29 protein-coding genes are annotated in these 22,420 nt (G+C 52.0%); 5 read left to right on the top strand and 24 right to left on the bottom strand.

All coding sequences use genetic code 11. The features are described 5' to 3' along the window. Position 1: 1 nt before the first annotated feature. On the bottom strand, positions 2–574 hold the full coding sequence (locus ACFQ0F_RS11345; RefSeq protein WP_340674491.1) for a hypothetical protein: 573 nt from the start codon (positions 572–574) through the stop codon (positions 2–4). A 130-nt stretch (positions 575–704) separates the two neighbouring features. Here ACFQ0F_RS11345 and ACFQ0F_RS11340 point away from each other — a divergent pair, with 130 nt between their 5' ends. The 4 genes from ACFQ0F_RS11340 to ACFQ0F_RS11325 all read left to right on the top strand — a co-directional run bounded on the left by ACFQ0F_RS11340 (position 705) and on the right by ACFQ0F_RS11325 (position 3,986). Continuing rightward, positions 705–890, top strand: a complete 186-nt coding sequence (locus ACFQ0F_RS11340; RefSeq protein ID WP_379072293.1) for a hypothetical protein — start codon at positions 705–707, stop codon at positions 888–890. 33 nt (positions 891–923) lie between these two features. Beyond that, entirely contained in the window at positions 924–1,442 is a 519-nt protein-coding gene (gene purE / locus ACFQ0F_RS11335; protein ID WP_379072290.1) for a 5-(carboxyamino)imidazole ribonucleotide mutase, read from the top strand. Beyond that, entirely contained in the window at positions 1,439–2,563 is a 1,125-nt protein-coding gene (locus ACFQ0F_RS11330; protein WP_340674494.1) for a 5-(carboxyamino)imidazole ribonucleotide synthase, read from the top strand. Before purE ends, ACFQ0F_RS11330 begins: the two co-directional genes overlap by 4 nt. A gap of 85 nt (positions 2,564–2,648) precedes the next feature. Next, positions 2,649–3,986 (top strand): ABC1 kinase family protein, encoded by a 1,338-nt coding sequence (locus ACFQ0F_RS11325; protein WP_379072287.1) that lies wholly within the window; start codon positions 2,649–2,651, stop codon positions 3,984–3,986. Positions 3,987–4,045: 59 nt separating this feature from the next. Here ACFQ0F_RS11325 and gspD read toward each other — a convergent pair whose 3' ends face one another. The 5 genes from gspD to ACFQ0F_RS11300 form a co-directional block, all read right to left on the bottom strand. Beyond that, positions 4,046–6,703: a type II secretion system secretin GspD gene (gene gspD, locus ACFQ0F_RS11320; protein ID WP_379072284.1), complete on the bottom strand. Its 2,658-nt coding sequence runs from the start codon at positions 6,701–6,703 to the stop codon at positions 4,046–4,048. Positions 6,704–6,708: 5 nt separating this feature from the next. Continuing rightward, complete coding sequence (locus tag ACFQ0F_RS11315; RefSeq protein ID WP_379072281.1) at positions 6,709–7,533, bottom strand: type II secretion system protein N; 825 nt, start codon at positions 7,531–7,533, stop codon at positions 6,709–6,711. 66 nt (positions 7,534–7,599) lie between these two features. Further along, a complete protein-coding gene (locus ACFQ0F_RS11310) occupies positions 7,600–8,361 on the bottom strand; it encodes a hypothetical protein (RefSeq protein WP_379072279.1) in 762 nt (253 codons plus the stop codon). Positions 8,362–8,494: 133 nt separating this feature from the next. Beyond that, positions 8,495–9,016 (bottom strand): single-stranded DNA-binding protein, encoded by a 522-nt coding sequence (gene ssb / locus ACFQ0F_RS11305; RefSeq protein WP_379072276.1) that lies wholly within the window; start codon positions 9,014–9,016, stop codon positions 8,495–8,497. 63 nt (positions 9,017–9,079) lie between these two features. Beyond that, positions 9,080–10,474, bottom strand: coding sequence for an MFS transporter (locus tag ACFQ0F_RS11300; protein ID WP_449304935.1), 1,395 nt, complete (start codon positions 10,472–10,474; stop codon positions 9,080–9,082). A 171-nt stretch (positions 10,475–10,645) separates the two neighbouring features. Here ACFQ0F_RS11300 and uvrA point away from each other — a divergent pair, with 171 nt between their 5' ends. Further along, on the top strand, positions 10,646–13,471 hold the full coding sequence (uvrA, locus tag ACFQ0F_RS11295) for an excinuclease ABC subunit UvrA (protein WP_379072270.1): 2,826 nt from the start codon (positions 10,646–10,648) through the stop codon (positions 13,469–13,471). Positions 13,472–13,558: 87 nt separating this feature from the next. Here uvrA and rplQ read toward each other — a convergent pair whose 3' ends face one another. The 18 genes from rplQ to rpsQ all read right to left on the bottom strand — a co-directional run bounded on the left by rplQ (position 13,559) and on the right by rpsQ (position 22,418). Further along, complete coding sequence (rplQ, locus tag ACFQ0F_RS11290; RefSeq protein WP_340674999.1) at positions 13,559–13,945, bottom strand: 50S ribosomal protein L17; 387 nt, start codon at positions 13,943–13,945, stop codon at positions 13,559–13,561. Positions 13,946–13,976: 31 nt separating this feature from the next. Further along, positions 13,977–14,981, bottom strand: coding sequence for a DNA-directed RNA polymerase subunit alpha (locus ACFQ0F_RS11285; RefSeq protein WP_340675000.1), 1,005 nt, complete (start codon positions 14,979–14,981; stop codon positions 13,977–13,979). Positions 14,982–15,005: 24 nt separating this feature from the next. Next, the gene (gene rpsD / locus ACFQ0F_RS11280) at positions 15,006–15,629 is read right to left on the bottom strand and encodes a 30S ribosomal protein S4 (RefSeq protein ID WP_340675001.1); all 624 of its coding nucleotides are present in this window, start codon (positions 15,627–15,629) and stop codon (positions 15,006–15,008) included. A 15-nt stretch (positions 15,630–15,644) separates the two neighbouring features. Then, on the bottom strand, positions 15,645–16,034 hold the full coding sequence (gene rpsK, locus ACFQ0F_RS11275; RefSeq protein WP_340675002.1) for a 30S ribosomal protein S11: 390 nt from the start codon (positions 16,032–16,034) through the stop codon (positions 15,645–15,647). A gap of 35 nt (positions 16,035–16,069) precedes the next feature. Further along, positions 16,070–16,426, bottom strand: a complete 357-nt coding sequence (gene rpsM / locus ACFQ0F_RS11270) for a 30S ribosomal protein S13 (protein WP_340675003.1) — start codon at positions 16,424–16,426, stop codon at positions 16,070–16,072. Positions 16,427–16,530: 104 nt separating this feature from the next. Further along, positions 16,531–16,647 carry a 50S ribosomal protein L36 gene (gene rpmJ / locus ACFQ0F_RS11265; protein WP_082968850.1) on the bottom strand — a complete coding sequence of 39 codons (117 nt, stop codon included), beginning with the start codon at positions 16,645–16,647 and terminating at the stop codon, positions 16,531–16,533. A gap of 37 nt (positions 16,648–16,684) precedes the next feature. Beyond that, positions 16,685–18,016, bottom strand: a complete 1,332-nt coding sequence (gene secY / locus ACFQ0F_RS11260; RefSeq protein ID WP_340675026.1) for a preprotein translocase subunit SecY — start codon at positions 18,014–18,016, stop codon at positions 16,685–16,687. Between the two features lie 38 nt (positions 18,017–18,054). Then, positions 18,055–18,489: a 50S ribosomal protein L15 gene (gene rplO / locus ACFQ0F_RS11255; RefSeq protein WP_379072259.1), complete on the bottom strand. Its 435-nt coding sequence runs from the start codon at positions 18,487–18,489 to the stop codon at positions 18,055–18,057. 2 nt (positions 18,490–18,491) lie between these two features. Then, positions 18,492–18,668: a 50S ribosomal protein L30 gene (rpmD, locus tag ACFQ0F_RS11250; RefSeq protein WP_340675005.1), complete on the bottom strand. Its 177-nt coding sequence runs from the start codon at positions 18,666–18,668 to the stop codon at positions 18,492–18,494. A 4-nt stretch (positions 18,669–18,672) separates the two neighbouring features. Further along, positions 18,673–19,170 (bottom strand): 30S ribosomal protein S5, encoded by a 498-nt coding sequence (rpsE, locus tag ACFQ0F_RS11245; RefSeq protein WP_340675006.1) that lies wholly within the window; start codon positions 19,168–19,170, stop codon positions 18,673–18,675. A gap of 10 nt (positions 19,171–19,180) precedes the next feature. Continuing rightward, entirely contained in the window at positions 19,181–19,531 is a 351-nt protein-coding gene (rplR, locus tag ACFQ0F_RS11240; protein WP_340675007.1) for a 50S ribosomal protein L18, read from the bottom strand. A gap of 17 nt (positions 19,532–19,548) precedes the next feature. Next, positions 19,549–20,082, bottom strand: coding sequence for a 50S ribosomal protein L6 (rplF, locus tag ACFQ0F_RS11235; protein ID WP_340675008.1), 534 nt, complete (start codon positions 20,080–20,082; stop codon positions 19,549–19,551). A 12-nt stretch (positions 20,083–20,094) separates the two neighbouring features. Further along, positions 20,095–20,487 carry a 30S ribosomal protein S8 gene (gene rpsH / locus ACFQ0F_RS11230; RefSeq protein ID WP_340675009.1) on the bottom strand — a complete coding sequence of 131 codons (393 nt, stop codon included), beginning with the start codon at positions 20,485–20,487 and terminating at the stop codon, positions 20,095–20,097. Between the two features lie 12 nt (positions 20,488–20,499). Further along, the gene (gene rpsN, locus ACFQ0F_RS11225; RefSeq protein ID WP_340675010.1) at positions 20,500–20,805 is read right to left on the bottom strand and encodes a 30S ribosomal protein S14; all 306 of its coding nucleotides are present in this window, start codon (positions 20,803–20,805) and stop codon (positions 20,500–20,502) included. Between the two features lie 9 nt (positions 20,806–20,814). Next, the gene (rplE, locus tag ACFQ0F_RS11220; RefSeq protein ID WP_340675011.1) at positions 20,815–21,351 is read right to left on the bottom strand and encodes a 50S ribosomal protein L5; all 537 of its coding nucleotides are present in this window, start codon (positions 21,349–21,351) and stop codon (positions 20,815–20,817) included. A gap of 15 nt (positions 21,352–21,366) precedes the next feature. Next, positions 21,367–21,684: a 50S ribosomal protein L24 gene (gene rplX, locus ACFQ0F_RS11215; protein ID WP_340675012.1), complete on the bottom strand. Its 318-nt coding sequence runs from the start codon at positions 21,682–21,684 to the stop codon at positions 21,367–21,369. Between the two features lie 11 nt (positions 21,685–21,695). Next, a complete protein-coding gene (gene rplN, locus ACFQ0F_RS11210; RefSeq protein WP_340675013.1) occupies positions 21,696–22,064 on the bottom strand; it encodes a 50S ribosomal protein L14 in 369 nt (122 codons plus the stop codon). Positions 22,065–22,154: 90 nt separating this feature from the next. Then, entirely contained in the window at positions 22,155–22,418 is a 264-nt protein-coding gene (rpsQ, locus tag ACFQ0F_RS11205) for a 30S ribosomal protein S17 (protein ID WP_340675014.1), read from the bottom strand. Positions 22,419–22,420: the final 2 nt, after the last annotated feature.

Below are 22,420 nucleotides of genomic sequence, written 5' to 3'. Positions count from 1 at the left end.
ATTACGGCTCCGGCGTCATAGCAGGGGTTGCGGGCTCAGCGACAGGCGCTTCGGGCATTGGCAGCATGTCGGGAAATAGCGCAACGGCGACGACCATAACCAGCAAAATCGGCACCATGGCCTGCAAGATGCCGCGTAGGCGTGAGACTGCCAATGTTTGCGCATAAACATGGCCACGCACATTCAAGCTCCACAAAGTCATCGCGATCTGCAAAATCGCCGCAACGCCAAGCAGCACATCGCCGCCTTGCAGGACGATCAACGCGATTGGCACCGCCAGCGCAGATATCCATGTATCTATCAGTACCAATGCTGAGTAGCTCTGCACCCAGCGATTTTGCCAACCGCGGCGCTGCAAGCAAAAAGCCAGCCATAGCGCTTCAGCCGCGAGTGCCATCGCAGAAAGTTGCAATACCGGCTTATCCATCTCGCTGCCGGCCAAGGCCTGTATGCCAAAGCTAAGTGCTAGGTTTAGCAACACTAGCGGAAGAATTAATCGTGGCGCATACGGCAGCGCTTCTGGCCCGACACGGAAGGTCAGCAAAGGCCAGCCCATCGACAAAACAGCTTTCATGAGTCACCTTAAAAATGGTTAGCGCTTAGATTCTCGCAAAGTGGCGTGAGCACGTCATCTATTGTTCCATGTCTATTCGCACGAAGCCCTGTAAAGTTGACTATCAGTACGATTATTGGAGAGCTTTACCGTGACTAGATCCGATGCCCCAGAGCCTACCGTAGCGCAAAACGCCTCGCGTGAGCGATCGATGCCTGCGCGTGAGCCTATGCCGACTAGCTTCAAGCCATTCTGGCGATTTTTAGGCTTATTGTTTTTACTAACACTGTGCATCGGCGGCGCTTCCGCGATCATCGGGCTTGCCCTGTCTGACTGATTCCTCGACAATTCGCGATCTCCGATATTTAGGATGGCCATTATGACCGCCACCACGCACGCGCCACTCGTTGGCATCATTATGGGCTCACAATCTGATTGGTCGACGATGGAGCACGCCGCGAATACGCTGCGCGATCTAGGCGTCTCCTTTGAGGCCGAGGTTGTCTCTGCACATCGCACGCCCGACAAGCTTTTCAGCTATGCCGAAGCTGCCGCTGGCCGTGGCATTCAAGTCATCATTGCCGGTGCCGGTGGCGCAGCGCATTTGCCCGGCATGTGTGCCGCCAAAACGGTACTGCCAGTGCTCGGTGTGCCCGTGCAATCGCAAGCGCTTAATGGCCTAGACTCGTTGCTTTCAATCGTGCAAATGCCTGGCGGCGTGCCCGTCGGCACCATGGCCATCGGCAAAGCCGGCGCTATTAACGCCGCGCTGTTAGCGACACAAATTTTAGCGCTACATGACGCAAAGCTGCTGACGGCCATCGAAGCCTTCCGCGAGCGCCAAACCGACACTGTTCTGGCCAACCCCATCCCCGGAGTAAAAGCATGAGCTTGCGCATCGGCGTGCTCGGTGGTGGCCAACTTGGCCGCATGATGGCCCTCGCCGGCTACCCACTGAACTTGTCATTTAGCTTCTATGATCGTGCGGAGAACTGCCCATCGGCTGTGCTTGGCCAGCGCTTTGGCGACAACGACTATAGCGCCGAGAGCTTGCAAGCCTTTATCGACTCCGCCGATGTTTTCACTTATGAGTTTGAAAATATCCCGACGGCATGGGTCGAAGCTATTGCTGCGCAGAAGCCAGTTTTCCCTGGCGTAAAGTCCTTGGCTGTGTCGCAAAATCGGCTCAATGAAAAACAGCTTTTTAATGAGCTAAAAATTCCCTCCGCGCGCTATCACGAGATTCGAGCTGAAGCCGATCTTAGTGCTGCGGTTGCCGAATTAGGCTTGCCATTGGTCGTGAAAACTGTGACTGACGGCTACGATGGCAAAGGTCAATTCCTCTTGCGCGAAGCCGAGCAAATTAGCTTGTGCTGGCAGCAACTCGGTGGCTCAGTGCCGCTAATTGCCGAAGAATTTGTACAGTTTCGCCGCGAACTTTCCATCATTGCCGTACGTGCTCAGGATGGCCAAACGCAATTTTATCCGCTCGCTGAAAACCACCATCATCGCGGCATTTTGAGTCACTCAATAGTGCCCGCGCCGCATTTAGATGAAAACACACAGCTCACCGCCGAGCGCTATATTTCCTCGATTTTGCAATCGCTTAATCACGTTGGCGTGCTCACGCTAGAATTGTTTGAAACGCGTCATGGCTTAGTGGCTAATGAAACTGCGCCGCGCGTGCACAACTCTGGGCATTGGAGCATAGAAGGCGCGCATTGCTCACAGTTTGAAAACCATGTTCGCGCTGTCGCAGGCTTGCCGCTTGGTTGCACGCGCGCCGAAAAGCCCTGCGCCATGCTCAATATTATTGGAGAGCATCCAGACAGTGCTGGCATCCTTAGCGTGACCGACGCGCACCTGCATCTTTATGGCAAAACTGAGCGCGCCGACCGCAAACTCGGCCATATCACCGTGCTCGCCGACTCCTATCCCGAGCTTTCGGGCCGCATGCTGAAACTTGCCGATATGCTGCCAAACCCCATGTCCCTGCACTTATCCCGCTAACACGTGGCGAGCGCCCACTTGCCCACTCGCGGCAACTAACGCAATAGCCTAAGCTCAGCCCTCAGCCTGAGCTTAGGAGGCCATTATGGCCAAAACTCCATCCGCTAAAAAAGGCTCCCGCTTACTCAGCCTCGCTGGCATGACCGCGCGCATCGGTGGCGATGTTGCTCGTGATCGCTGGCAACGCCTATGGCAAAAAGACATCGACCGCAGCGCTGCAGACGCCGAGCTTTATACGCGCATAGGCAAAGAAATCGCTGGCACACTCGGCTCGATGAAAGGTGCGGTGATGAAGGTCGGGCAAATCATTTCGCAATACCGCGATGTCTTGCCGCCAGAACTGATTGAGGCCTTAAGCAGCCTGCAAAACCAAGCCCCGCCTCGGCCTTTCAATGAAATCGAGGCCCGGCTGATTGAGGCTTTTGGTAGCGACTGGCGCCAACACTTCAGTCATTTCGATGAAACTGCTTTAGCTAGCGCATCGATTGCTCAAGTGCATCGCGCACGCACGCTAGATGGCCGTGAGGTCGTGGTGAAGGTGCAGTATCCCGATGTTGATGCCAGCATCAAGGCCGATCTTGGTCAGCTGCGCATGGCCTTTAAAATCGCCCGAGTGCTACCGGTCAAAGGCGATCTACTCGATGCTATATTTGAAGAAATTCGCCAAAGCCTAAACGACGAGCTCGATTATTTTCTCGAAGCTTCTACGCTGCAACGCTTCCGCGAGTTTCACAGTGATGATGCTCAAGTTATCGTTCCCGAAGTGCTAGTGGAACTCAGCACACGCCGAGTACTAACGCTGATCTACGAGCCTGGCGACCACTTCGCTCAACTCGACGAGCGCTATGATCAAGCGATACGAAACATCTTGGGCGAGCGCCTATTTCGCACCATCGCCCGCCAGCTTTTTGTGCTGAAAACTGTGCATTGCGACCCGCATCCTGGCAACTTTGCCGCTCGCCCCGATGGCAGTGTGGTGATTTACGATTTCGGCTCAGTGAAAACCATGAGTCACGCTGGTGTGCAGCGCTATGCTGCCATCACTCAAGCCGCTTTTGCTGGCGATGCGCAGCTACTCGAACAAGGCCTGATTGCTATGGGCGCGCGCAATACCGAGCATACACCGCACTTGGGCAGTGATTTTTACGCGCCATGGATACGCTTAGCTCAAGCCAGTATCGACAATAAACTGGTGAAATATGCAGAGTTTCCGCTCGCAGAAATTGCCATGAAGCTAAGCCGCGAAGCGCTGCCACAATGGCGAGCATTTCAGCCGGTGCCTGAGCAAGTCATGATCAATCGTGCTATCGGTGGGCATTACTGGAATTTGCGCGAGATTCGCGCTGAGCTTGCCATGCGGCCATTTGCGGAGAAATTAGTGGCCGAAGCATTGGCTGGTGAAGCGCCGGTCTTGAAACAATAACAGCGTCACAAAGCTAGGCAGCTTTGCATCAGTGCCTAGCTTTGTTAGGGAGCTAAACCTCACTCATCGATGTAATAAACATTACCGCTTTTAGTGCGAATCTCACGCTTGCCGCTTGTGCTCTCAGCTGGCTCTGCGGCGGGAGCTGACGCCGAAGATGCCGGGGCAACGTAAGGCTTAGCAGACGGCGCTGGCACAAACTCAGCTCGTGGCGCAGGCGCCGCAGGAGCATTTGTTGGAGCCGGCGAGGTATCACCTAATGGCCTGTAGACATTGCCACTTTTCGTGCGAATTTCACGTGGCGGCTCAAAGCTATTGCTCGATGACGCAGGTGATGCAGCAGCTGGTGCACGTTCAAAACGCGGCTCTGTGGGTTCTGAAAGCACAGGGTCGCGATCTGATACAAATGGACGTGCTTGCGTTGCTGGTGGCACCATCGGCGGCTGATATGCCCGAGTCTGCGAGGCTGCAGGAGCAGACTTTACGGGAGCCGGTACGCGCTGAATCACCGTTGCATTGTTGGGCATCGGCGTCGACTCAATTGGCTCGGCAAGATCAGCGCTATATACCGAAGGCTCTTCCAGCGCAGCACGAGGCGACGCGGGAATGGTGCGAATTGCTGGCTCTTTCACCACTGGCGCAATAACTGGCGCCGGCTTCGCTGCTGGTGCAGGAATTGGCACTAATGTTGGCGCATCCGCATCCTTTTTATCGCCATCGCGCTGAGTGCCACCTTGATAAATATCTTGGATATTTGGTGGTAGCTTGGTTAAGCGGCCATCGGCATCTAAGCCTAAGTCAACGCGACGCACGGCACCGTATTGACGCTGCGAAATAGTTGCGGCCTGTATGCTGCTGCGAACGATCGTCGGCTGCAGGAACACTAATAGATTACGCTTGGTGCGAGTGTCGCTGGTTGAGCGGAACAGAAAGCCAATGCCTGGGATATCGCCCAAATATGGCACTTTGCTAACCGACTTGGTCACGTCATCCTGCACCAAGCCACCGAGCACAATGGTTTGGCCATCGTCAGCTAGAATCGACGTCTCGATTGAGCGCTTATTGGTAATAATATCTGAGGAATTAATACCATCTACCGAAGGCACGACCGATGACACCTCCTGCTGGACATCTAAACGTACGGTGCCGCCATCGGTAATGGTCGGCGTCACTTTCAGTGTGATACCAACGTCTTGGCGCTCAATCGTAGTGAATGGGTTGCTAACGCCCGAGCCGCTGGTGCCGGTCGAGCCAGTAATAAACGGAACGTTTTGACCAACCACAATTTTCGCTTCTTGGTTGTCCAACGTCATGATACTTGGTGTCGACAGCAAGTTAGCATCCGTTACCGAGCTCAATGCTTGGATGAGCGCACCATAAAATGAGCGATCGCCATTGGAATTGGTTTTCGACGTACCCAAACCAAACGCGGCGCCATTACCTAGGCCGGCCTGAGTGAAGTCATTTGTTGCAAAGGCGGTTGCCAAGCTTGTTACGCTAGCACCCGCATTATTAAAGTTGACCAAACCAACGCCAGCCTGCGGGTTGCCTGCAGCCCACTGCACGCCAAGCTGCTCAGCGTTACTACCAGAGACTTCAACAATAGCAGCCTGAATTAGCACCTGCGCACGACGCTTATCTAGGTCATCAAGCACTGACTCAATTTGGCGCAACTGTGTCGGCTTGGCTCGAACGATCAGTGCATTTTGCGTCTCATCGGCAATCAGGCTAGCGCCTTCTACGGTGATGGTCGTCGTTGATGCACCGCTGCGAGGTGAACTGCTGCTGTCACTGCCGCTGCTGCCAGAGGCTGTTGACACGGTCGAGGAAGATGAAGATTTTTTGCTATCGGTAGTCAGTACGCCTTTCAACACCTCAGCCACTTGGCGCGCGCTAGCGAACTTCAAGCGATAGACCTTTACTTGGTCATCATTCATGTCTGGTGCGGAGTCTAGACTCTGAATAACCGCACGCACGCGGTCACGCAGGGCGCGATCACCACGAACCAGCAAGCGATTGGTGCGCTCGTCTACCACTAAGCGTACTTTGCCAGACTGGCCGCCATTTTTCATAACAGCCGGCGCGCCAGACTCCATGGTTTCAAGAATATTGAGCAGATCAGATGCCTTACCATTTTTGACGGGGATGATCTCAATTGCATCGTCTTTTTCGCCATCATCTAAGTCACGAATAATCGCAACCATGGCTTCGACGTTGCTAGCACGATCGGAAATCACCAAGGCGTTATTGCCCGGCACTGAGGCCATGTGGGCAAACTGCGGCATCATGGGACGAAGGGCCGCCAGCAATTCGGTGGCATTAGCCTGCTGCAAGATCACCACTCGAGTGACTAGCTCTTCGCCATCGCGATAGCTACCGCTATCAACACGAATGCCTGATTGACGAGCATTGGTATCTGGCAAAATCTTCACCACCGGCCCGCTAGGCACGGCAGCAAAACCATTGATGCTCAAAACACTTTGAAATAACTCGTAGAGCTCGCTGGCCGACATTTCGCGAGTGGAGATCACCGTGACATTGCCTTTAAGGCGCGGATCAACCACAAAGTTTTTGCCGGTAATCTCAGCCATCTCGCTAACGAGTGCAGAAATATCGGCATCCTTCAGGTTGATCTTCCAAGTTTTTTCGGCAAAGGCCGCATGGCTGGTGACCAGCATCATGCACAAGGCGAGTGTTTTAAAGACGGGTTTTTTCATAGGGCTTAGAGCCTTTGTTCTAACGTGAGTGTCTGAGTGCCGCGCTGTACTTCGACACGCGCGTTACCGGATTCTTGTAATTGGCCAAGGACTTTCTGGTCGGCCTCAACATCTTTGCCAACAGTTTGGCCATTGATGCTGACAACACGATCGCCAGGCTTTAAGCCAAAGCGAGTCAGCATTTCTTTTGGCGCCGTGATGCTAACAATATAGCCCTGAGATGTGCGGCGCATACCCATCTGACGCAAAGCCGTCATTGGTGAGTTAGCTAAGCGCTCGGCCAAATTGCTCAACACGTTGCGCGCTTGCGCGGCTCGTGCCACGGCTGCATTCGGCACTACTGCTGCCGTGGTAGCGCCAGTTTGGCTAGGCAGATCGAAGCGCAAAATCTCTTCGCGACCAGCGCGGAGCAAAACCACGGTGCTATCTTCGATACGATCAATTTTAGCGCCACCAGGCACTTCGTCACCGGGGCGATATATTTCAGGGCTACCCTTACCGCGCTCGGATATAAATGCGCGCGACAACTCTGCATTCTGGCTCTCTAAGAGGCCATCAAGGCGAAGCTGTAAAGTGGTGTCAGCCACCGCTGATTGTGCCGCTTCTTGCTCACCGAACATTGTGCCAATGCGCCGAGCATCGACCGTTGGCGGCACGCGCAAAGACAGCGACAAATCTGGCGCCACCAAAGGCGCTGATACGCCGGAAAAAATCAGCCATAGATACTTCGCCAACAACCACGCTAGCCATACCGCAGCAATGACGATAATCACAGTGGCTGGATGCTGTGTACGGCGCTGCTCCCAGAGCTGCGTAAAGCGATCACGCATGTTCTAGGCCCTCATTTATGGCTAGCTCAATAGTGTCGGCATCATGCCACAGTGAATAGGCCGCCGTCATAATGGCTCAGCCACAGTCAAAACAATCAGGTCGGGACTATTAGTGCTGCTATAGGTCGGCTTTAAGCGCAGTAAACGATCACGAATCTGCCATTGAATGCGATTGTCATGAGTCAGCGTCAGCGTCGCCAAGGCCATATTGCCCTCGCGTTGGCGTAAATCGCCGACCAAGTTACCGTCTTTGATAGTCCAATTAAGCGCCGAGCTCGGCAGGTTAATTTCCTGCACTTGGCCCTGCAAATTTAAACGCAGCATGCCGCCAGCTGTTAGTAGCGAACCTTCGGCCTGAGTCCAATAACCATCGCTAGAGCGAGCAATTACTAAGGATGGACTTTTCCAGGCAGGGATAGCTGTACCAGGACCTAAGAAAACACTTTGACCGGCAGGCAAGCGCAAATCAGTCAAATCCATTTGCCAGCCTAAGGGGCTTTTCGATGCCGCTAGCACCGCATCAAAAGGTCCGGCAACGCTGGCATTGGCGCTTAAGCGCAAGCGTAAGACTTCCGCGGCTCGCCATTGCCAAGTAATGAAGAATGGCTTTTGGCTATAGGCACCCAGCATTTGACCGTTAAACAACGTGCCGCCCCAATTACTGACGCCAATAGTGGGCTGCATTAGAGGCGCAAGCAGGCGAGCGGGCGCGTGATATAGGACTGAAAAGCCAAATACCAAGAGCAATAGACAAACGAAGGCAAAACGCTTCAAAGAGACCTCAACAGACATCGCGGTCTTGCTGTCATCTAGCAGAGCAAATAACAAACAAGACGTAACTCTTATAGTGGCGACATCATAGCGTGAAATTTCTCGCTTTGCCGCACTCTACGATGCCCTGTTACAAAAACGAACGCCCCGTCAAAGGGGCGTCGATTCACTTACGAAGCGCGGGAAAGCGCTAGAACGGGATGTCGTCATCGAAATCTTCCATTGCTGCCGGCGCGGCGGCTCGCGGCGGCGCAGACGGGCTTGGGCGCGGCGACGATGGCCGAGCTGCTGGAGCCTTGGCTTGCGACGAACCACCACCATCATAGTCATCATACGATGGTGCATTACCATCATCTGAGCTCGATGAATTGCCGCCCTTGCCATCTAGCATTTGCATAGCCATCGCTTTAATTTCGGTTGCGTACTTGTCTTGGCCTGTCGCCTTGTCCTGCCACTTACGTGTGTGCAGACTGCCTTCTAGATAAACCTTAGAGCCCTTGCGCAAGTACTCGCCAGCAACTTCAGCTAAACGCCCGTAAAAAACCACACGATGCCATTCAGTTTGCTCTTGCATAGCGCCGGTATTTTTATCCTTCCAAGCCTCGCTGGTAGCGACAGTGATATTGGCCACGGCACCACCTGACGGCAAATAACGTACCTCGGGATCGCGCCCTAAATTACCCACCAAAATGACCTTATTTACACCACGCATGGCTCTCTCCTAAACGCTATTTTGTTAAAACTAATGTAGACCAGTGACCTAGGCTTCGCCACCTTATGTGGCAATTATTCTTACTGGCCATGGCGTCAGCGATTCTGGCTGCCAGTGCAGCTTATCAACTTTCAAATAAATCAGCGCATCATCGGGAAGCACGACAAGCTCCTCTACGCCAGCAAGCGCACGAATATCCGACAATGCTTGTTCGCTCAGTAACTGCCCTATACCTGGACTTGCCTCACCAACCTGGCCACGACCCTCACCCTCTGGTTGCAGTATTACGCTATGCAAATAGGCTGGCTGTGCCATGGAGTAGGCACGCCATAGCCAAAACATCGTCGCGACTGCCAGTACTAAGAATAGCCCGCCGCCCTGCTGCCATTGATGCAACGCTCCGCCGGTAACGCCGCCCAAAAATGCACCTAAAAACTGCGATGTACTGTAAATACCCATCGCCGTACCTTTGCCGCCAGCGGGGCTGATTTTGCTCACCAACGACGGAAGTAGTGCTTCAAGCAGATTAAATGCGAAGAAAAATAGCGCCACCGAAATAATGAGAGCAACCAGTCCTTTATGCGCAAATGCCAAGGCAATCATGGCGACAAATAGCAGCACCACGGCACTCAAATAAACCTCCCGCATGCGGTGCTTTTTCTCAGCAATAATCACCGCAGGGATCAGCGCAATAAAAGCAATCAACATCACCGGCAAATACAGCCAGCCGTGCTGACTCACGGGCAATCCCGCCGCAACTAGTAATGGTGGCAACGACACAAAGCAAGCAGTCATCACCAAGTGCAGTGTAAAAATACCTATATTTAATCGACGCAACTCAGGTACTGCGAGCATTTCACGCAAATGCGTCATGTAGTGTGGCGGCAGCTGGCGCTGGGCTTGACGAGCACGCGGCACCCGCCAAACACAGAGCAGCATGGCGGCAACACCCATGATAGTGGTTACCCAAAACAGCCCAGACAAGCCAAAAATATCGGCTACCCAAGGCCCTAATACAAAGGCAATGGCGAAGGAAATACCAATACTCATGCCCACTACCGCCATCGCGCGCGTACGATGCTCATCACGCACCAAGTCCGACAGTAGCGCCATCACTACAGCTGAAATTGCGCCTGCGCCTTGCAAAAATCGGCCAATAATGACCCACCAAATACTCGTCGCTTGCGCCGCCACAGCGCCGCCAATGACAAACAGTAATAAGCCGATGAGGATGAGCTTTTTTCGATCGAAACGGTCAGCCCATAAGCCGAAGGGAATTTGCAGCATCAGCTGTGCTAGCCCGTAACTACCGACAGCAAGACCTATCAATAGTGGTGTTGCGCCATCTAACGAGGCGCCATATACCGAAAACACCGGCAAGATCATGAAAAGACCGACCATGCGCAGTGAGAAAATCGTGGCTAGTGAGAATACGGCGTGACGCTCACCGGTGGTCATTGCGGACATATTGGTCTGACAACGAAAATCTGGGGGCATGATTCTAGCACTGACTTGCTCACGGCACAGTGCTGGATTTTTATCTTGTCTAGCATTTGATCTAGCGCATTAGCCTGCGGATGGGCGCCGCTTTTGCGTATACTGGAACATTGATTTTTTCTAGGCTTCAGCATGAATAGCATTAAGGTACGTGGCGCACGTACGCACAACCTGAAAAATATTGATGTCGACATCCCTCGCGATAAATTCGTCGTCATTACAGGGCTGTCTGGCTCAGGCAAATCTTCACTCGCTTTCGATACGCTTTACGCTGAGGGCCAGCGTCGCTATGTCGAGTCACTTTCGGCCTATGCACGGCAATTTTTATCGCTCATGGAGAAGCCCGACGTTGATCATATCGAAGGCTTATCGCCGGCCATTTCGATCGAGCAAAAATCAACGTCACACAATCCTCGCTCAACGGTCGGCACCATTACCGAGATTCACGACTACCTGCGCCTATTATTTGCCCGCGCAGGCACGCCACGCTGCCCAGAGCATAATGTTGAGCTAGCAGCACAAACGGTCAGCCAAATGGTTGATCACGTGCTTGAGATACCTGAAGGCACTGCGCTCATGCTCTTAGCGCCGATCGTGCGTGAGCGTAAAGGCGAGCACTTGCATGTCTTTGATAAGCTCCGTGCTGAAGGTTTTGTTCGCGCTCGCATCAACGGCATCGTTGTCGATCTTGATGAAGCTCCAGCGCTAGATAAACAGAAAAAGCACAATATTGAAGTCGTGGTTGACCGCTTTAAAGTGCGAGCCGATCTGCAGTTACGGCTGGCAGAATCGTTCGAGACCGCCCTGCGCATTGCTGATGGTGTCGCCTGGGTTGTGCCGATGAACGAAGACGGCGCTGAGATGGTGTTCTCTGCACGCTTTAGCTGTGCTCATTGTGGCTACGCCATTGCCGAGTTAGAGCCGCGCCTATTTTCATTCAACAACCCAGCCGGCGCCTGCCAAAGCTGTGATGGCCTTGGCGTTAAGCAATACTTCGATGAGCGTCGCTTGATTGCGCACCCTGAGCTTTCTCTATCGCAAGGTGCTATTCGCGGTTGGGATAGGCGCAATTTTTATTATTACGCCATGCTCGAATCACTTGCTGAGCATTATCAGTTCAGCCTCGATACGCCGTGGGAAGAGCTCAACGCGAAGATTAAAAAATCACTATTAAGTGGCTCAGACAAAGAAGACATTAACTTCACATACCTTGGCGATCGTGGACGGCAAGTACAACGCGCCCACCCCTTTGAAGGCATTCTCACTAACCTTGAACGACGCTATCGCGAAACCGACTCTGCAAGCGTCCGCGAAGACCTGTCCCAGTTCCTTAATTCAGCATCCTGTAGCGACTGCGAAGGCTCACGACTGCGCCTAGAGTCTCGGCATGTCTTTGTTGGCGAAACTAACTTGCCAATGGTTTCGCGCCTGCCTATCGCCAAAGCCAATGCCTATTTTCACGATCTGAAATTGCCGGGTGCAAAAGGCCAAATCGCCGAGAAGATACTTAAAGAAATTCGCGACCGCCTGCAATTCTTGGTCAATGTCGGCCTAGACTATCTCAGCCTTAATCGCTCGGCCGATACGCTGTCTGGCGGCGAAGCTCAGCGCATTCGCTTAGCGTCACAGATCGGTGCAGGCTTAGTCGGCGTCATGTATGTGCTCGATGAGCCATCGATTGGTCTGCATCAGCGAGACAACGAGCGCCTACTTAGCACGCTGATCCATCTTCGTGACCTCGGTAATAGCGTATTAGTGGTTGAGCATGACGAAGACGCCATTCGTGCGGCCGACTTTGTAATTGATATTGGCCCAGGCGCAGGTGCACATGGCGGGCAAATCATCGCCAGCGGCAACGTCGACGACATCATCAACTGCACCGAGTCGGTGACTGGCGACTACCTATCTGGTCGCCGTCGCATCGAAATACCCGCTAAGCGTCACACACCGGATGCTCAAGCACAGCTCCGCATCGTAGGTGCGCGTGGCAATAACCTAAAAAACGTAACTGCCGCCATTCCACTCGGTCTTATGACTTGCATCACAGGCGTGTCCGGATCTGGCAAATCAACGTTGATCAACGGCACGCTATTTCCAATTGCTGCTACCAAGCTCAACGGTGCTGGCGAACGAAATCCTGCGGAACATGATGCGATTGAAGGCATAGAGCTGCTCGACAAAGTCGTCGATATCGATCAAAGCCCTATTGGCAGAACTCCGCGCTCTAATCCAGCGACGTATACCGGCCTGTTCACGCCGATTCGTGAGCTATTTGCCGGCACACAGGAAGCTCGCTCACGCGGCTATGGCCCCGGTCGATTCTCATTTAACGTCAAGGGTGGGCGCTGCGAGGCCTGCCAAGGTGATGGAGTCATTAAGGTCGAAATGCATTTTCTACCGGATGTCTATGTATCCTGCGATACCTGCAAAGGCCTGCGGTATAACCGCGAAACACTAGATGTCCGCTACAAAAATAAAACCATTACCGAAGTCTTAGGCATGACGGTAGAGGTCGCGCGCGAGTTCTTCGACGCCATCCCAGCGCTAGCACGAAAGCTACAGACACTGATTGATGTCGGACTCTCTTACATCACGCTTGGCCAAGCCGCGACCACACTATCTGGCGGCGAGGCTCAGCGGGTGAAGTTAGCGCGGGAGCTATCTAAGCGTGACACCGGACGCACACTGTACATTCTTGATGAACCGACTACCGGCCTGCATTTTTACGATATAGAACAGCTGCTTGGCGTCTTGCATCGCCTGCGCGATGCCGGCAACACCGTCGTTGTGATTGAGCACAATCTAGATGTCATTAAAACTGCTGACTGGGTTTTAGATCTTGGCCCTGAGGGTGGCGACGGTGGCGGTATGATCATTGCCGAGGGCACGCCAGAAGATGTCGCCAATAACTCCGCATCGCATACAGGACGCTTTTTGAAGCCACTGCTGAGCTTATAAGCCAGCAGTAGTTTTAATGGCAATTCTCAGACACAAAAAAGCCAGCGTTAGCTGGCTTTTTTGAATCACACATCCAAAACTTAATGCTTATTCAGCATCAGTCGCTGGACCTGCGATAGCACGATCAACGAGCTCAACATAGGCCATTGGTGCGTTGTCGCCTGGACGGTTGCCAGCTTTCAATACACGCAAATAGCCACCGTTACGCTCTTTATAACGTGGACCAAGAACGGTGAACAATTTGCCAACCATTTGCTTCGAGCGAGTGCGGGCAAATGCCAAGCGGCGATTAGCCACTGTGTCATTTTTGGCCAGCGTGATCAGAGGCTCTGCCACGCGACGCAGTTCTTTTGCTTTAGGCAAGGTTGTGCGAATCAGCTCATGCTCAAACAGCGACACAGCCATGTTTTGGAACATAGCATTACGGTGTGCGCTGGTACGGCCGAGTTTTACATTACTATTACGATGACGCATGGCAGTCTTCCTACACTAATTCAGTTGCCGATTAACGGCCGCGAAAATTCAAACGGTCGTCATTGCGCAGGCTAGCTGGTGGCCAGTTCTCCAAGCGCATCCCCAAAGACAAGCCTTTGGAAGCCAAGACATCTTTGATTTCAGTCAATGATTTCTTGCCTAAGTTCGGCGTCTTCAACAGTTCTACTTCAGTGCGCTGAACCAGATCACCGATGTAGTAAATATTTTCAGCTTTCAAGCAGTTAGCCGAACGAACGGTTAACTCTAGGTCATCAACTGGACGCAACAAGATCGGATCAACATCGTTGCCTGGTAGCGGAGCCACGGATGGGCTATCTGCTTCCAAATCAACGAAGACGGCGATTTGCTGTTGTAACACTGTTGCTGCGCGACGAATCGCTTCTTCAGCATCAATGGTACCGTTTGTTTCCAAGTCAATTACCAGCTTGTCCAAGTCAGTACGCTGTTCAACACGCGCACTTTCAACGACGTAAGCAACACGTAGAATCGGGCTAAACGAAGCATCTAAAAGTAAACGGCCAATTGGACGCGTTTCATCTTCTTCGTAACGACCGTCTGCGGGCTCATAGCCGCGACCGCGTGCAACACGCAGCTTCATTTTCAAGTGCGCGTTAGCGCCCAAGGTTGCAATAACATGCGAAGGGTTAACCACTTCGCAGTTATGTGGCAACGACAAATCAGCAGCAGTTACAACGCAAGGACCTTTAGCATCAATCGCTAAAATGGCTTCTTGCTGTTCAAACAATTTTAGTGCCAAGCCTTTCAGGTTGAGCAGGATTTCGATGACATCTTCCTGAACACCTTCAATGGCGCTGTACTCATGCTCAACGCCTTCGATTTCAACATCGACCACTGCCGCACCGGGCATGGAAGATAGCAAAATGCGACGCAAAGCATTACCCAGCGTATGACCGAAACCGCGTTCAAGCGGCTCCAGGGTGACCTTGGCGCGGGTAGCGCTGACTGCCTGCACAGCGATGCTGCGCGGCGTCAGAAACTCATTAACCTGTGACATGGATGACACCCTCAAATCAAGCGATTACTTGGAGTACAGTTCAACGATCAAGTTTTCGTTGATTTCAGAGGACAAGTCGGAACGTTCCGGACGTGTCTTAAATGTACCTTCGAGCTTGGTGTTATCCACCTGAAGCCATACTGGAACACCACGTTGAGCAGCTAATTCCAAAGCGTTTTTAACGCGCACTTGGCCTTTCGCTTTCTCGTGAACAGTGATGACATCACCAGGAGCTACCTGAATCGAGGCAACGTTGACGCGAACGCCATTTACCAAGATTGCGCGGTGGCTAACCAGCTGACGTGATTCGGAGCGAGTAGCACCGAAACCCATGCGATACACAACGTTATCTAAACGCGACTCAAGCAAAAGCAACAGGTTTTCACCAGTTGAACCACGAAGACGAGCAGCTTCTTTGTAGTAATTGCTGAATTGACGCTCAAGCACACCGTAAATACGACGAACTTTCATTTTTTCACGATGCTGAGTACCGTACTCCGACATGCGACCCTTGCGGGATGCGCCATGCTGGCCTGGTGCTTGATCAGCTTTGCATTTGGTGTCCAGTGCACGAACGCCGCTCTTCAGTTGAAGATCGGTTCCTTCGCGACGGGAGAGCTTACATTTTGGGCCAATATAACGAGCCATATTCCCAGTCTCCTCTTACACGCGACGCTTTTTAGAAGGACGGCATCCGTTGTGCGGGATGGGTGTCACATCTGAAATGCTATTGATCTTATAACCAGCTGCGTTCAAAGCGCGCACGGCGGATTCGCGGCCCGGGCCCGGACCCTTCACTTGCACATCCAGATTTTTCAAACCGTATTCAGCAGCTGCTTTACCAGCAACTTCTGCGGCAACCTGTGCGGCAAATGGGGTGGACTTGCGGGAACCGCGGAAGCCCTGACCACCAGAGGTGGCCCAGGCCAGTGCGTTACCTTGACGATCGGTAATCATCACAATGGTGTTATTAAAAGACGCATGAATGTGCGCGATGCCGTCAGAGACCTGACGGGTCACCTTCTTACGTGCGCGCGAGTTATCTTTCGCCATCTTTTAGCTTCCGAGTTCGGCAGAATGAATAAAAATTACTTTTTAAGTGCTTTGCGCGGGCCCTTACGGGTACGAGCATTCGTTTTAGTACGCTGACCGCGGACCGGAAGGCCACGACGATGACGCATACCACGATAGCAACCTAAATCCATGAGACGCTTAATGTTCATGGACACTTCGCGACGGAGGTCACCCTCAGTTGCGTGTGTAGCTACTTGTGCCCGAACTAAATCGAGCTGCGCATCGGTAAGATCTTTGATCTTAGTTTCCGGTGCGATGCCTACGGCAGAAAGAATCTTCACCGAGGTAGTGCGACCGATACCAAAAATGTAGGTCAATGAAATGACCGCATGCTTGTTATCAGGAATGTTGACGCCGGCAATACGAGCCATTGACCTTTACTCCACTTCTTTTCGTATCAGACCGATGATTCGGACCAAGCGCAAGGCGCGAGAGTCTAACGACTCAACTGGCCGAATGCAACCGTTTGCTGAGATTAACCTTGACGTTGTTTGTGGCGCGGTTCAGCGCTGCAGATCACACGAAGGCTTCCATTGCGACGAACAATTTTACAGTTGCCACAAATCTTTTTTACTGAGGCTTGAACTTTCATGGTCCACCTACTCCAACAAAATTACTAAACGCGAGAATTAACGAATTTGACCAGCAGGACCGAAGCCTTTCAAGTTAGCCTTCTTCATCAATGACTCATACTGCTGCGACATGAGATGGGATTGAACTTGAGACATAAAGTCCATCACCACAACCACGACAATCAACAACGAGGTACCACCGAGATAAAACGGCACATTGAATGATACCTGTAAAATCATCGGCAACAGACATACAGCTGTCATGTAAAGCGACCCAACCAGTGTTAAGCGACCCAATACGGTGTCGATATAACGGCTGGTTTGCTCACCTGGACGAATACCTGGAATATAAGCACCAGATTTCTTCAGGTTATCTGCTACATCACGCGGGTTGAAAACTAAGGCCGTGTAGAAGTAGCAGAAGAAAATAATTAGTACGGCAAACAGTAGTAAGTACAGCGGCTGTGCCGGCGCTAACAGCAAAGACATTTCCTGCAAGATACGCTGGAAGGTCGTTGGGTTAGGCGACTGTGCAAACCATTGACCGATACTGGCCGGGAACAACAATAACGAGCTAGCAAAAATCGCAGGAATAACGCCAGCCATGTTTATCTTTAATGGCAAGTGACTTTGCTGCGCTGCAAATACTCTGCGACCCTGTTGGCGCTGCGCGTACTGCACTGTAATGCGACGCTGGCCGCGCTCCATGAACACAACAGCAGCAACGACAGCAATGGCTAGAACAGTAATTACTAGCAACGCCAGAATACCAATCTCACCTTGGCGAGCTGACTCTAAAGCCATGCCTACGGCGCCAGGCATACCAGCAACAATGCCGGCGAAAATCAGCATTGAAATACCGTTACCAACACCGCGCTCAGTAATCTGCTCGCCAAGCCACATCAAAAATACAGACCCGGCAACCAAACTAACTACTGCTGGCACAAAAAATGCCATGCCATCATTCAACGTTATGCCTTGTGAAACCAAACCAGCTGACATGCCAATCGATTGAATTAGCGCCAGAAAAACCGTGCCATAGCGAGTGTACTGAGTGATCTGCCTACGACCAGCCTCACCTTCTTTCTTTAACGCTTCCAACGACGGGATAATCGTCGCGGCAAGCTGCATGATAATCGACGCAGAAATATACGGCATGATGCCGAGTGCGAGGATAGACATGCGCTCTAAAGCACCACCCGAGAACATGTTAAACAAGCTCAGGATAGTGTCTTTATTTTGATCAAATAGCTCAGCTAACCGGCTCGGGTTAATACCCGGAACCGGAATGTGAGCACCGAGGCGAAAAACCAGCAAGGCCAACAACAAAAAGCCGATGCGGCGCCACAGCTCAGACATGCCTTTTTGCATACCTGGGCTTTGTAACATCTCACGTGCTTGTTGTCCGCCTTGCTTCGCCATTCGGCTTATTCCTCTACTGTGCCGCCGGCTGCTTCAATAGCAGCACGAGCGCCTTTAGTCACTTTCAGGCCTTTGACTGTGAGGGCGCGAGCCACTTCACCAGACAAAATTACACGAGCACGTGTCATGTCGTTACGCACAACGTTGGCAGTGATTAAGCTAGCCAAAGTAACTTCATCACCATCAACCAAGCCAATTTCAGACAAACGCACTTCAGCAGTTACTTGTTGCTTTAGTGATGTGAAGCCGAATTTTGGCAGACGACGATACAAAGGCATTTGACCGCCTTCGAAGCCTGCACGTACCTTGCCTTTACCGCGTGATTTTTGGCCTTTAACACCAACACCACCAGTTTTACCTAAGCCTGAGCCAATACCACGGCCACGGCGCTTAGGAGCATGGGTTGAGCCTGGAGCAGGACTCAGATCATTTAAATGCATGATTAACCCTCAATCTTCACAAGGTAATGAACCTTGTTGATCATGCCGCGGTTTGACGGCGTATCAATAACTTCCACCGTGTGACCTATGCGGCGAAGACCAAGACCCTGCAAGCAAAGCTTGTGGTTCTTGAGCTTGTGTGCGCCGGAGCGCACTTGTGTGACTTTAATGGTGCTCATCGCATTACCCCAGGATTTCTTCGACCGTCAAGCCGCGCTTTGCAGCAACTTGATCCGGCGATGTCATCTCAGACAGGCCATTGAAAGTGGCGTGAACCACGTTGTTAGCATTCGTAGAGCCGTAGCACTTTGCCAACACGTTTTGCACACCAGCAACTTCCAGAACTGCACGCATTGCGCCACCAGCGATAACACCCGTACCTTCAGAGGCAGGCTGCATATACACGCGGGTTGCACCATGACGACCATTAATGGGGTGCTGAATGGTTGTGCCATTCAAATCCACTTGGATCATATTGCGTCGAGCAGCTTCCAGTGCTTTTTGAATGGCAGCAGGAACTTCACGCGCTTTACCGCGACCGAAGCCCACACGACCATTACCATCACCAACAACAGTTAGTGCTGTGAAAGCAAAAATTTTACCGCCTTTGACGGTCTTAGAAACCCGGTTGACCTCAACCAGCTTCTCGACGAAACCTTCGTTTTGTTCAAGCTTAGCCATGATTCAACCCTTAGAATTCCAGACCGGCTTCACGCGCAGCATCTGCTAATGCTTGCACGCGACCGTGATACTTAAAGCCGGAGCGATCAAACGCTACGCGGGTGACACCTGCCGCTTTGGCACGTTCAGCAACCAATGCGCCAACTTTCTTGGCTGCATCGATATTGCCTGTTCCGCCATCGCGCAGTGATGCGTCCAGGGTGGAAGCCTGAGCCAGAATCGAACCACCGTCTGCCGAAATAATCTGGGCATACATATGACGTGGCGTACGATTCACGCAGAGACGAACAGCACCTTGTTCGCGAATCTTGATGCGTGTGCTGCGAGCACGACGCTGACGAGCAACTTTCTTGTCGTTCATGGTGAGTCTCTACCTCGTTACTTCTTCTTGGCTTCTTTACGCAGAACATTCTCGTCTGAGTAACGAACACCTTTGCCCTTGTAAGGCTCTGGCGGACGGTAGCCACGCACGTTGGCGGCGACCTGACCGAGGAGCTGCTTGTCGACTGACTTCAGAATAATTTCAGTCGGTGTTGGCGTTTCCGCGGTAACACCTTCTGGCAATTCGTAGTCAACCGGGTGCGAGAAGCCAAGCGCTAAGTTTAGCGTTTTGCCTTTAGCAGCGGCTTTGTAACCCACACCAATGAGCTGCAATTTGCGCTCGAAGCCTGCGGACACACCGATTACATAGTTGTTAAGAACAGCGCGAGCCGTACCTGTTTGCATCCAGCCAGCTTGTGTGTCTTCGCGTGGCGAAAACTTCAACTCACTACCTTCTTGCGAAACAGCGACTAAGTCATTGAGCATAATGCTCAAAACGCCTTTGCCACCCTTAACTTGAACGTCTTGGCCCTTAATGATTACTTCAACGCCAGCTGGCAGAGTAATCGGGGATTTGGCAACACGAGACATCTTCGCTTCCTCTTACGACACGAGCGCGATGACTTCGCCACCCACGCCAGCGGCGCGTGCGGCACGATCAGTCATGATGCCCTTGTTAGTCGACACAAGCAGAACACCTAAGCCCTGCTTGACGCGTGTTAACTGGTTCGAACCTTTGTAAATACGAAGGCCTGGACGGCTAATACGCTTAATTTCTTCGATTACTGGCTTGCCTTCGAAATACTTCAAAGTCAACGTAAGTACAGGCTTTGGACCTTCACTTACTTCTGAGCCAGCGACATAACCTTCGCTTTGCAAAACGTTGGCTAGCGAAACTTTTAGCTTCGATGACGGCATACCAACTGTTGGCTTACCGGCACGTTGGGCATTACGAATGCGCGTTAGCATATCCGCAACGGTATCTTGCATACTCATTCTGTAACCCTCTTACCAGCTAGCCTTAACGACGCCTGGCACATCGCCACGCATCACGGCTTCACGTAATTTAATACGCGACAGGCCAAACTTACGGAAATAGCCGTGTGGACGACCCGTTAAACCGCAGCGATTACGCAGACGGCTTGGGCTCGAATCACGTGGCAAGCCTTGTAGGCGCAGAATGGCAGACCAACGATCTTCTTCACTGGCGCTAACACTCGAAATCGTTGCCTTCAGTTCCTGACGAAGCGTTGAGAACTTGGCAACTAGTTTTTCGCGCTTTAATTCGCGATTCTTCATGCTCTTCTTAGCCATGTCTCAGCCTCACTTAAACGGGAACTGGAAAGCTCGCAGCAATGCGCGACCTTCTTCGTCGGTACGCGCAGTAGTCGTGATAACCACGTCCATGCCACGCAGGCGATCGATTTTGTCGTAATCGATTTCTGTGAAAACGATTTGCTCTTTTAGGCCGAGGCTATAGTTGCCACGACCATCGAATGATTTCGGGCTGAACCCGCGGAAGTCACGAATACGAGGAATCGTGATGCCAATCAGACGATCTAAAAATTCATACATCATGTCGCCGCGCAAAGTTACTTTGCAGCCAATTGGCCAGCCATCACGGATTTTAAAGCCTGCGATGGATTTGCGAGTGAGCGTGACAACGGGTTTTTGGCCAGAAATCAACTGCATATCGGCCACGGCGCCATCGACAAGCTTCTTGTCTTGGCTGGCACCGCCCACTCCCATATTCAGAGTAATCTTTGTGATGCGTGGAATCTGCATCACGTTCTTGAGACCCAGCTCTTCTTGCAGCTTGGGCGAAATCTCATTTTTAAATACAGCTTTCAGTCTGGCCATTTAAACCAACCTACCTTACTTAGTGTCAGCGACTTCGCCGGTCGATTTGAAAATACGGACTTTTTTGCCGTCTTCTAAAATCTTATAACCAACGCGGTCTGCTTTATTTGTGGCCTGATTGAAAAGGGCAATGTTGGAAATATTCAAAGCGGCTTCGCGCTCCAAAATACCACCTTGTTCGCCACGGTTCGGATTCGGCTTAACGTGTTTCTTCACCAGGTTTACACCGGCTACCAATACACGACCTTCGGCAACGTTTAGCACCTTGCCGCGCTTGCCTTTATCTTTACCTGCAATCACGACCACTTCGTCGTCACGCTTAATCTTTGCCATCTCTGTCTACCTCACAGCACTTCAGGGGCGAGCGAGATGATCTTCATGAACTGCTCATTACGCAATTCACGGGTCACCGGCCCGAAGATACGGGTGCCGATCGGGGACTTGTTGTTGTTCAAGATCACGGCAGCATTGTCATCAAAGCGAATCACGGAACCGTCTGGGCGGCGAATACCTTTTTTGGTACGCACAACCACGGCGTTCATGACGTCGCCTTTCTTGACCTTACCGCGAGGAATTGCTTCCTTAACAGTAACCTTGATGACATCACCGACCGAGGCATAACGGCGGTGTGAACCACCGAGAACCTTGATACACATGACACGACGAGCACCGCTGTTGTCAGCGACCTCGAGCATCGTTTCGGTCTGAATCATTACTCTCTCCAAACCCTACAAAAAGGGAGCCCCCTCTATGCGGGGCGCGAAATCCTAACTGATGCGACACAAAGTCGCAAGCCAAACTGCTTAAGCTTTGGCTTTCTCTAGTACTTCCACCAAGACCCAGTTTTTCAACTTGGACAGTGGGCGGCACTCCTGAATGGAGACCACATCACCTTCTTGGCAAATGTTTTGTTCATCATGTGCATGCATTTTAGTTGAGCGCGTGATGTATTTACCATACAGCGGGTGCTTAACCTTACGCTCAATCAGCACAGTGATGGACTTATCCATCTTGTTGCTGACTACTTTGCCAACGACGATACGTTGAGTTTTGGACTGTTCCGTCATGG

Origin of the sequence: Paraperlucidibaca wandonensis (assembly GCF_042677145.1) — a bacterium.
GTDB lineage: Bacteria > Pseudomonadota > Gammaproteobacteria > Pseudomonadales > Moraxellaceae > Perlucidibaca > Perlucidibaca wandonensis.
This window is presented reverse-complemented; position numbering and strand designations above follow the sequence as displayed.

Bases quoted from the DNA above. Each gene is read 5' to 3' on its own strand.
- ACFQ0F_RS11345 (WP_340674491.1), bottom strand. From the start codon at position 574: ATGAAAGCTGTTTTGTCGATGGGCTGGCCTTTGCTGACCTTCCGTGTC.
- purE (WP_379072290.1), top strand. From the start codon at position 924: ATGGCCATTATGACCGCCACCACGCACGCGCCACTCGTTGGCATCATT.
- ACFQ0F_RS11330 (WP_340674494.1), top strand. From the start codon at position 1,439: ATGAGCTTGCGCATCGGCGTGCTCGGTGGTGGCCAACTTGGCCGCATG.
- ACFQ0F_RS11325 (WP_379072287.1), top strand. From the start codon at position 2,649: ATGGCCAAAACTCCATCCGCTAAAAAAGGCTCCCGCTTACTCAGCCTC.
- gspD (WP_379072284.1), bottom strand. From the start codon at position 6,703: ATGAAAAAACCCGTCTTTAAAACACTCGCCTTGTGCATGATGCTGGTC.
- ACFQ0F_RS11315 (WP_379072281.1), bottom strand. From the start codon at position 7,533: ATGCGTGATCGCTTTACGCAGCTCTGGGAGCAGCGCCGTACACAGCAT.
- ssb (WP_379072276.1), bottom strand. From the start codon at position 9,016: ATGCGTGGTGTAAATAAGGTCATTTTGGTGGGTAATTTAGGGCGCGAT.
- ACFQ0F_RS11300 (WP_449304935.1), bottom strand. From the start codon at position 10,474: ATGACCACCGGTGAGCGTCACGCCGTATTCTCACTAGCCACGATTTTC.
- uvrA (WP_379072270.1), top strand. From the start codon at position 10,646: ATGAATAGCATTAAGGTACGTGGCGCACGTACGCACAACCTGAAAAAT.
- rplQ (WP_340674999.1), bottom strand. From the start codon at position 13,945: ATGCGTCATCGTAATAGTAATGTAAAACTCGGCCGTACCAGCGCACAC.
- ACFQ0F_RS11285 (WP_340675000.1), bottom strand. From the start codon at position 14,981: ATGTCACAGGTTAATGAGTTTCTGACGCCGCGCAGCATCGCTGTGCAG.
- rpsD (WP_340675001.1), bottom strand. From the start codon at position 15,629: ATGGCTCGTTATATTGGCCCAAAATGTAAGCTCTCCCGTCGCGAAGGA.
- rpsK (WP_340675002.1), bottom strand. From the start codon at position 16,034: ATGGCGAAAGATAACTCGCGCGCACGTAAGAAGGTGACCCGTCAGGTC.
- rpsM (WP_340675003.1), bottom strand. From the start codon at position 16,426: ATGGCTCGTATTGCCGGCGTCAACATTCCTGATAACAAGCATGCGGTC.
- rpmJ (WP_082968850.1), bottom strand. From the start codon at position 16,647: ATGAAAGTTCAAGCCTCAGTAAAAAAGATTTGTGGCAACTGTAAAATT.
- secY (WP_340675026.1), bottom strand. From the start codon at position 18,016: ATGTTACAAAGCCCAGGTATGCAAAAAGGCATGTCTGAGCTGTGGCGC.
- rplO (WP_379072259.1), bottom strand. From the start codon at position 18,489: ATGCATTTAAATGATCTGAGTCCTGCTCCAGGCTCAACCCATGCTCCT.
- rpmD (WP_340675005.1), bottom strand. From the start codon at position 18,668: ATGAGCACCATTAAAGTCACACAAGTGCGCTCCGGCGCACACAAGCTC.
- rpsE (WP_340675006.1), bottom strand. From the start codon at position 19,170: ATGGCTAAGCTTGAACAAAACGAAGGTTTCGTCGAGAAGCTGGTTGAG.
- rplR (WP_340675007.1), bottom strand. From the start codon at position 19,531: ATGAACGACAAGAAAGTTGCTCGTCAGCGTCGTGCTCGCAGCACACGC.
- rplF (WP_340675008.1), bottom strand. From the start codon at position 20,082: ATGTCTCGTGTTGCCAAATCCCCGATTACTCTGCCAGCTGGCGTTGAA.
- rpsH (WP_340675009.1), bottom strand. From the start codon at position 20,487: ATGAGTATGCAAGATACCGTTGCGGATATGCTAACGCGCATTCGTAAT.
- rpsN (WP_340675010.1), bottom strand. From the start codon at position 20,805: ATGGCTAAGAAGAGCATGAAGAATCGCGAATTAAAGCGCGAAAAACTA.
- rplE (WP_340675011.1), bottom strand. From the start codon at position 21,351: ATGGCCAGACTGAAAGCTGTATTTAAAAATGAGATTTCGCCCAAGCTG.
- rplX (WP_340675012.1), bottom strand. From the start codon at position 21,684: ATGGCAAAGATTAAGCGTGACGACGAAGTGGTCGTGATTGCAGGTAAA.
- rplN (WP_340675013.1), bottom strand. From the start codon at position 22,064: ATGATTCAGACCGAAACGATGCTCGAGGTCGCTGACAACAGCGGTGCT.
- rpsQ (WP_340675014.1), bottom strand. From the start codon at position 22,418: ATGACGGAACAGTCCAAAACTCAACGTATCGTCGTTGGCAAAGTAGTC.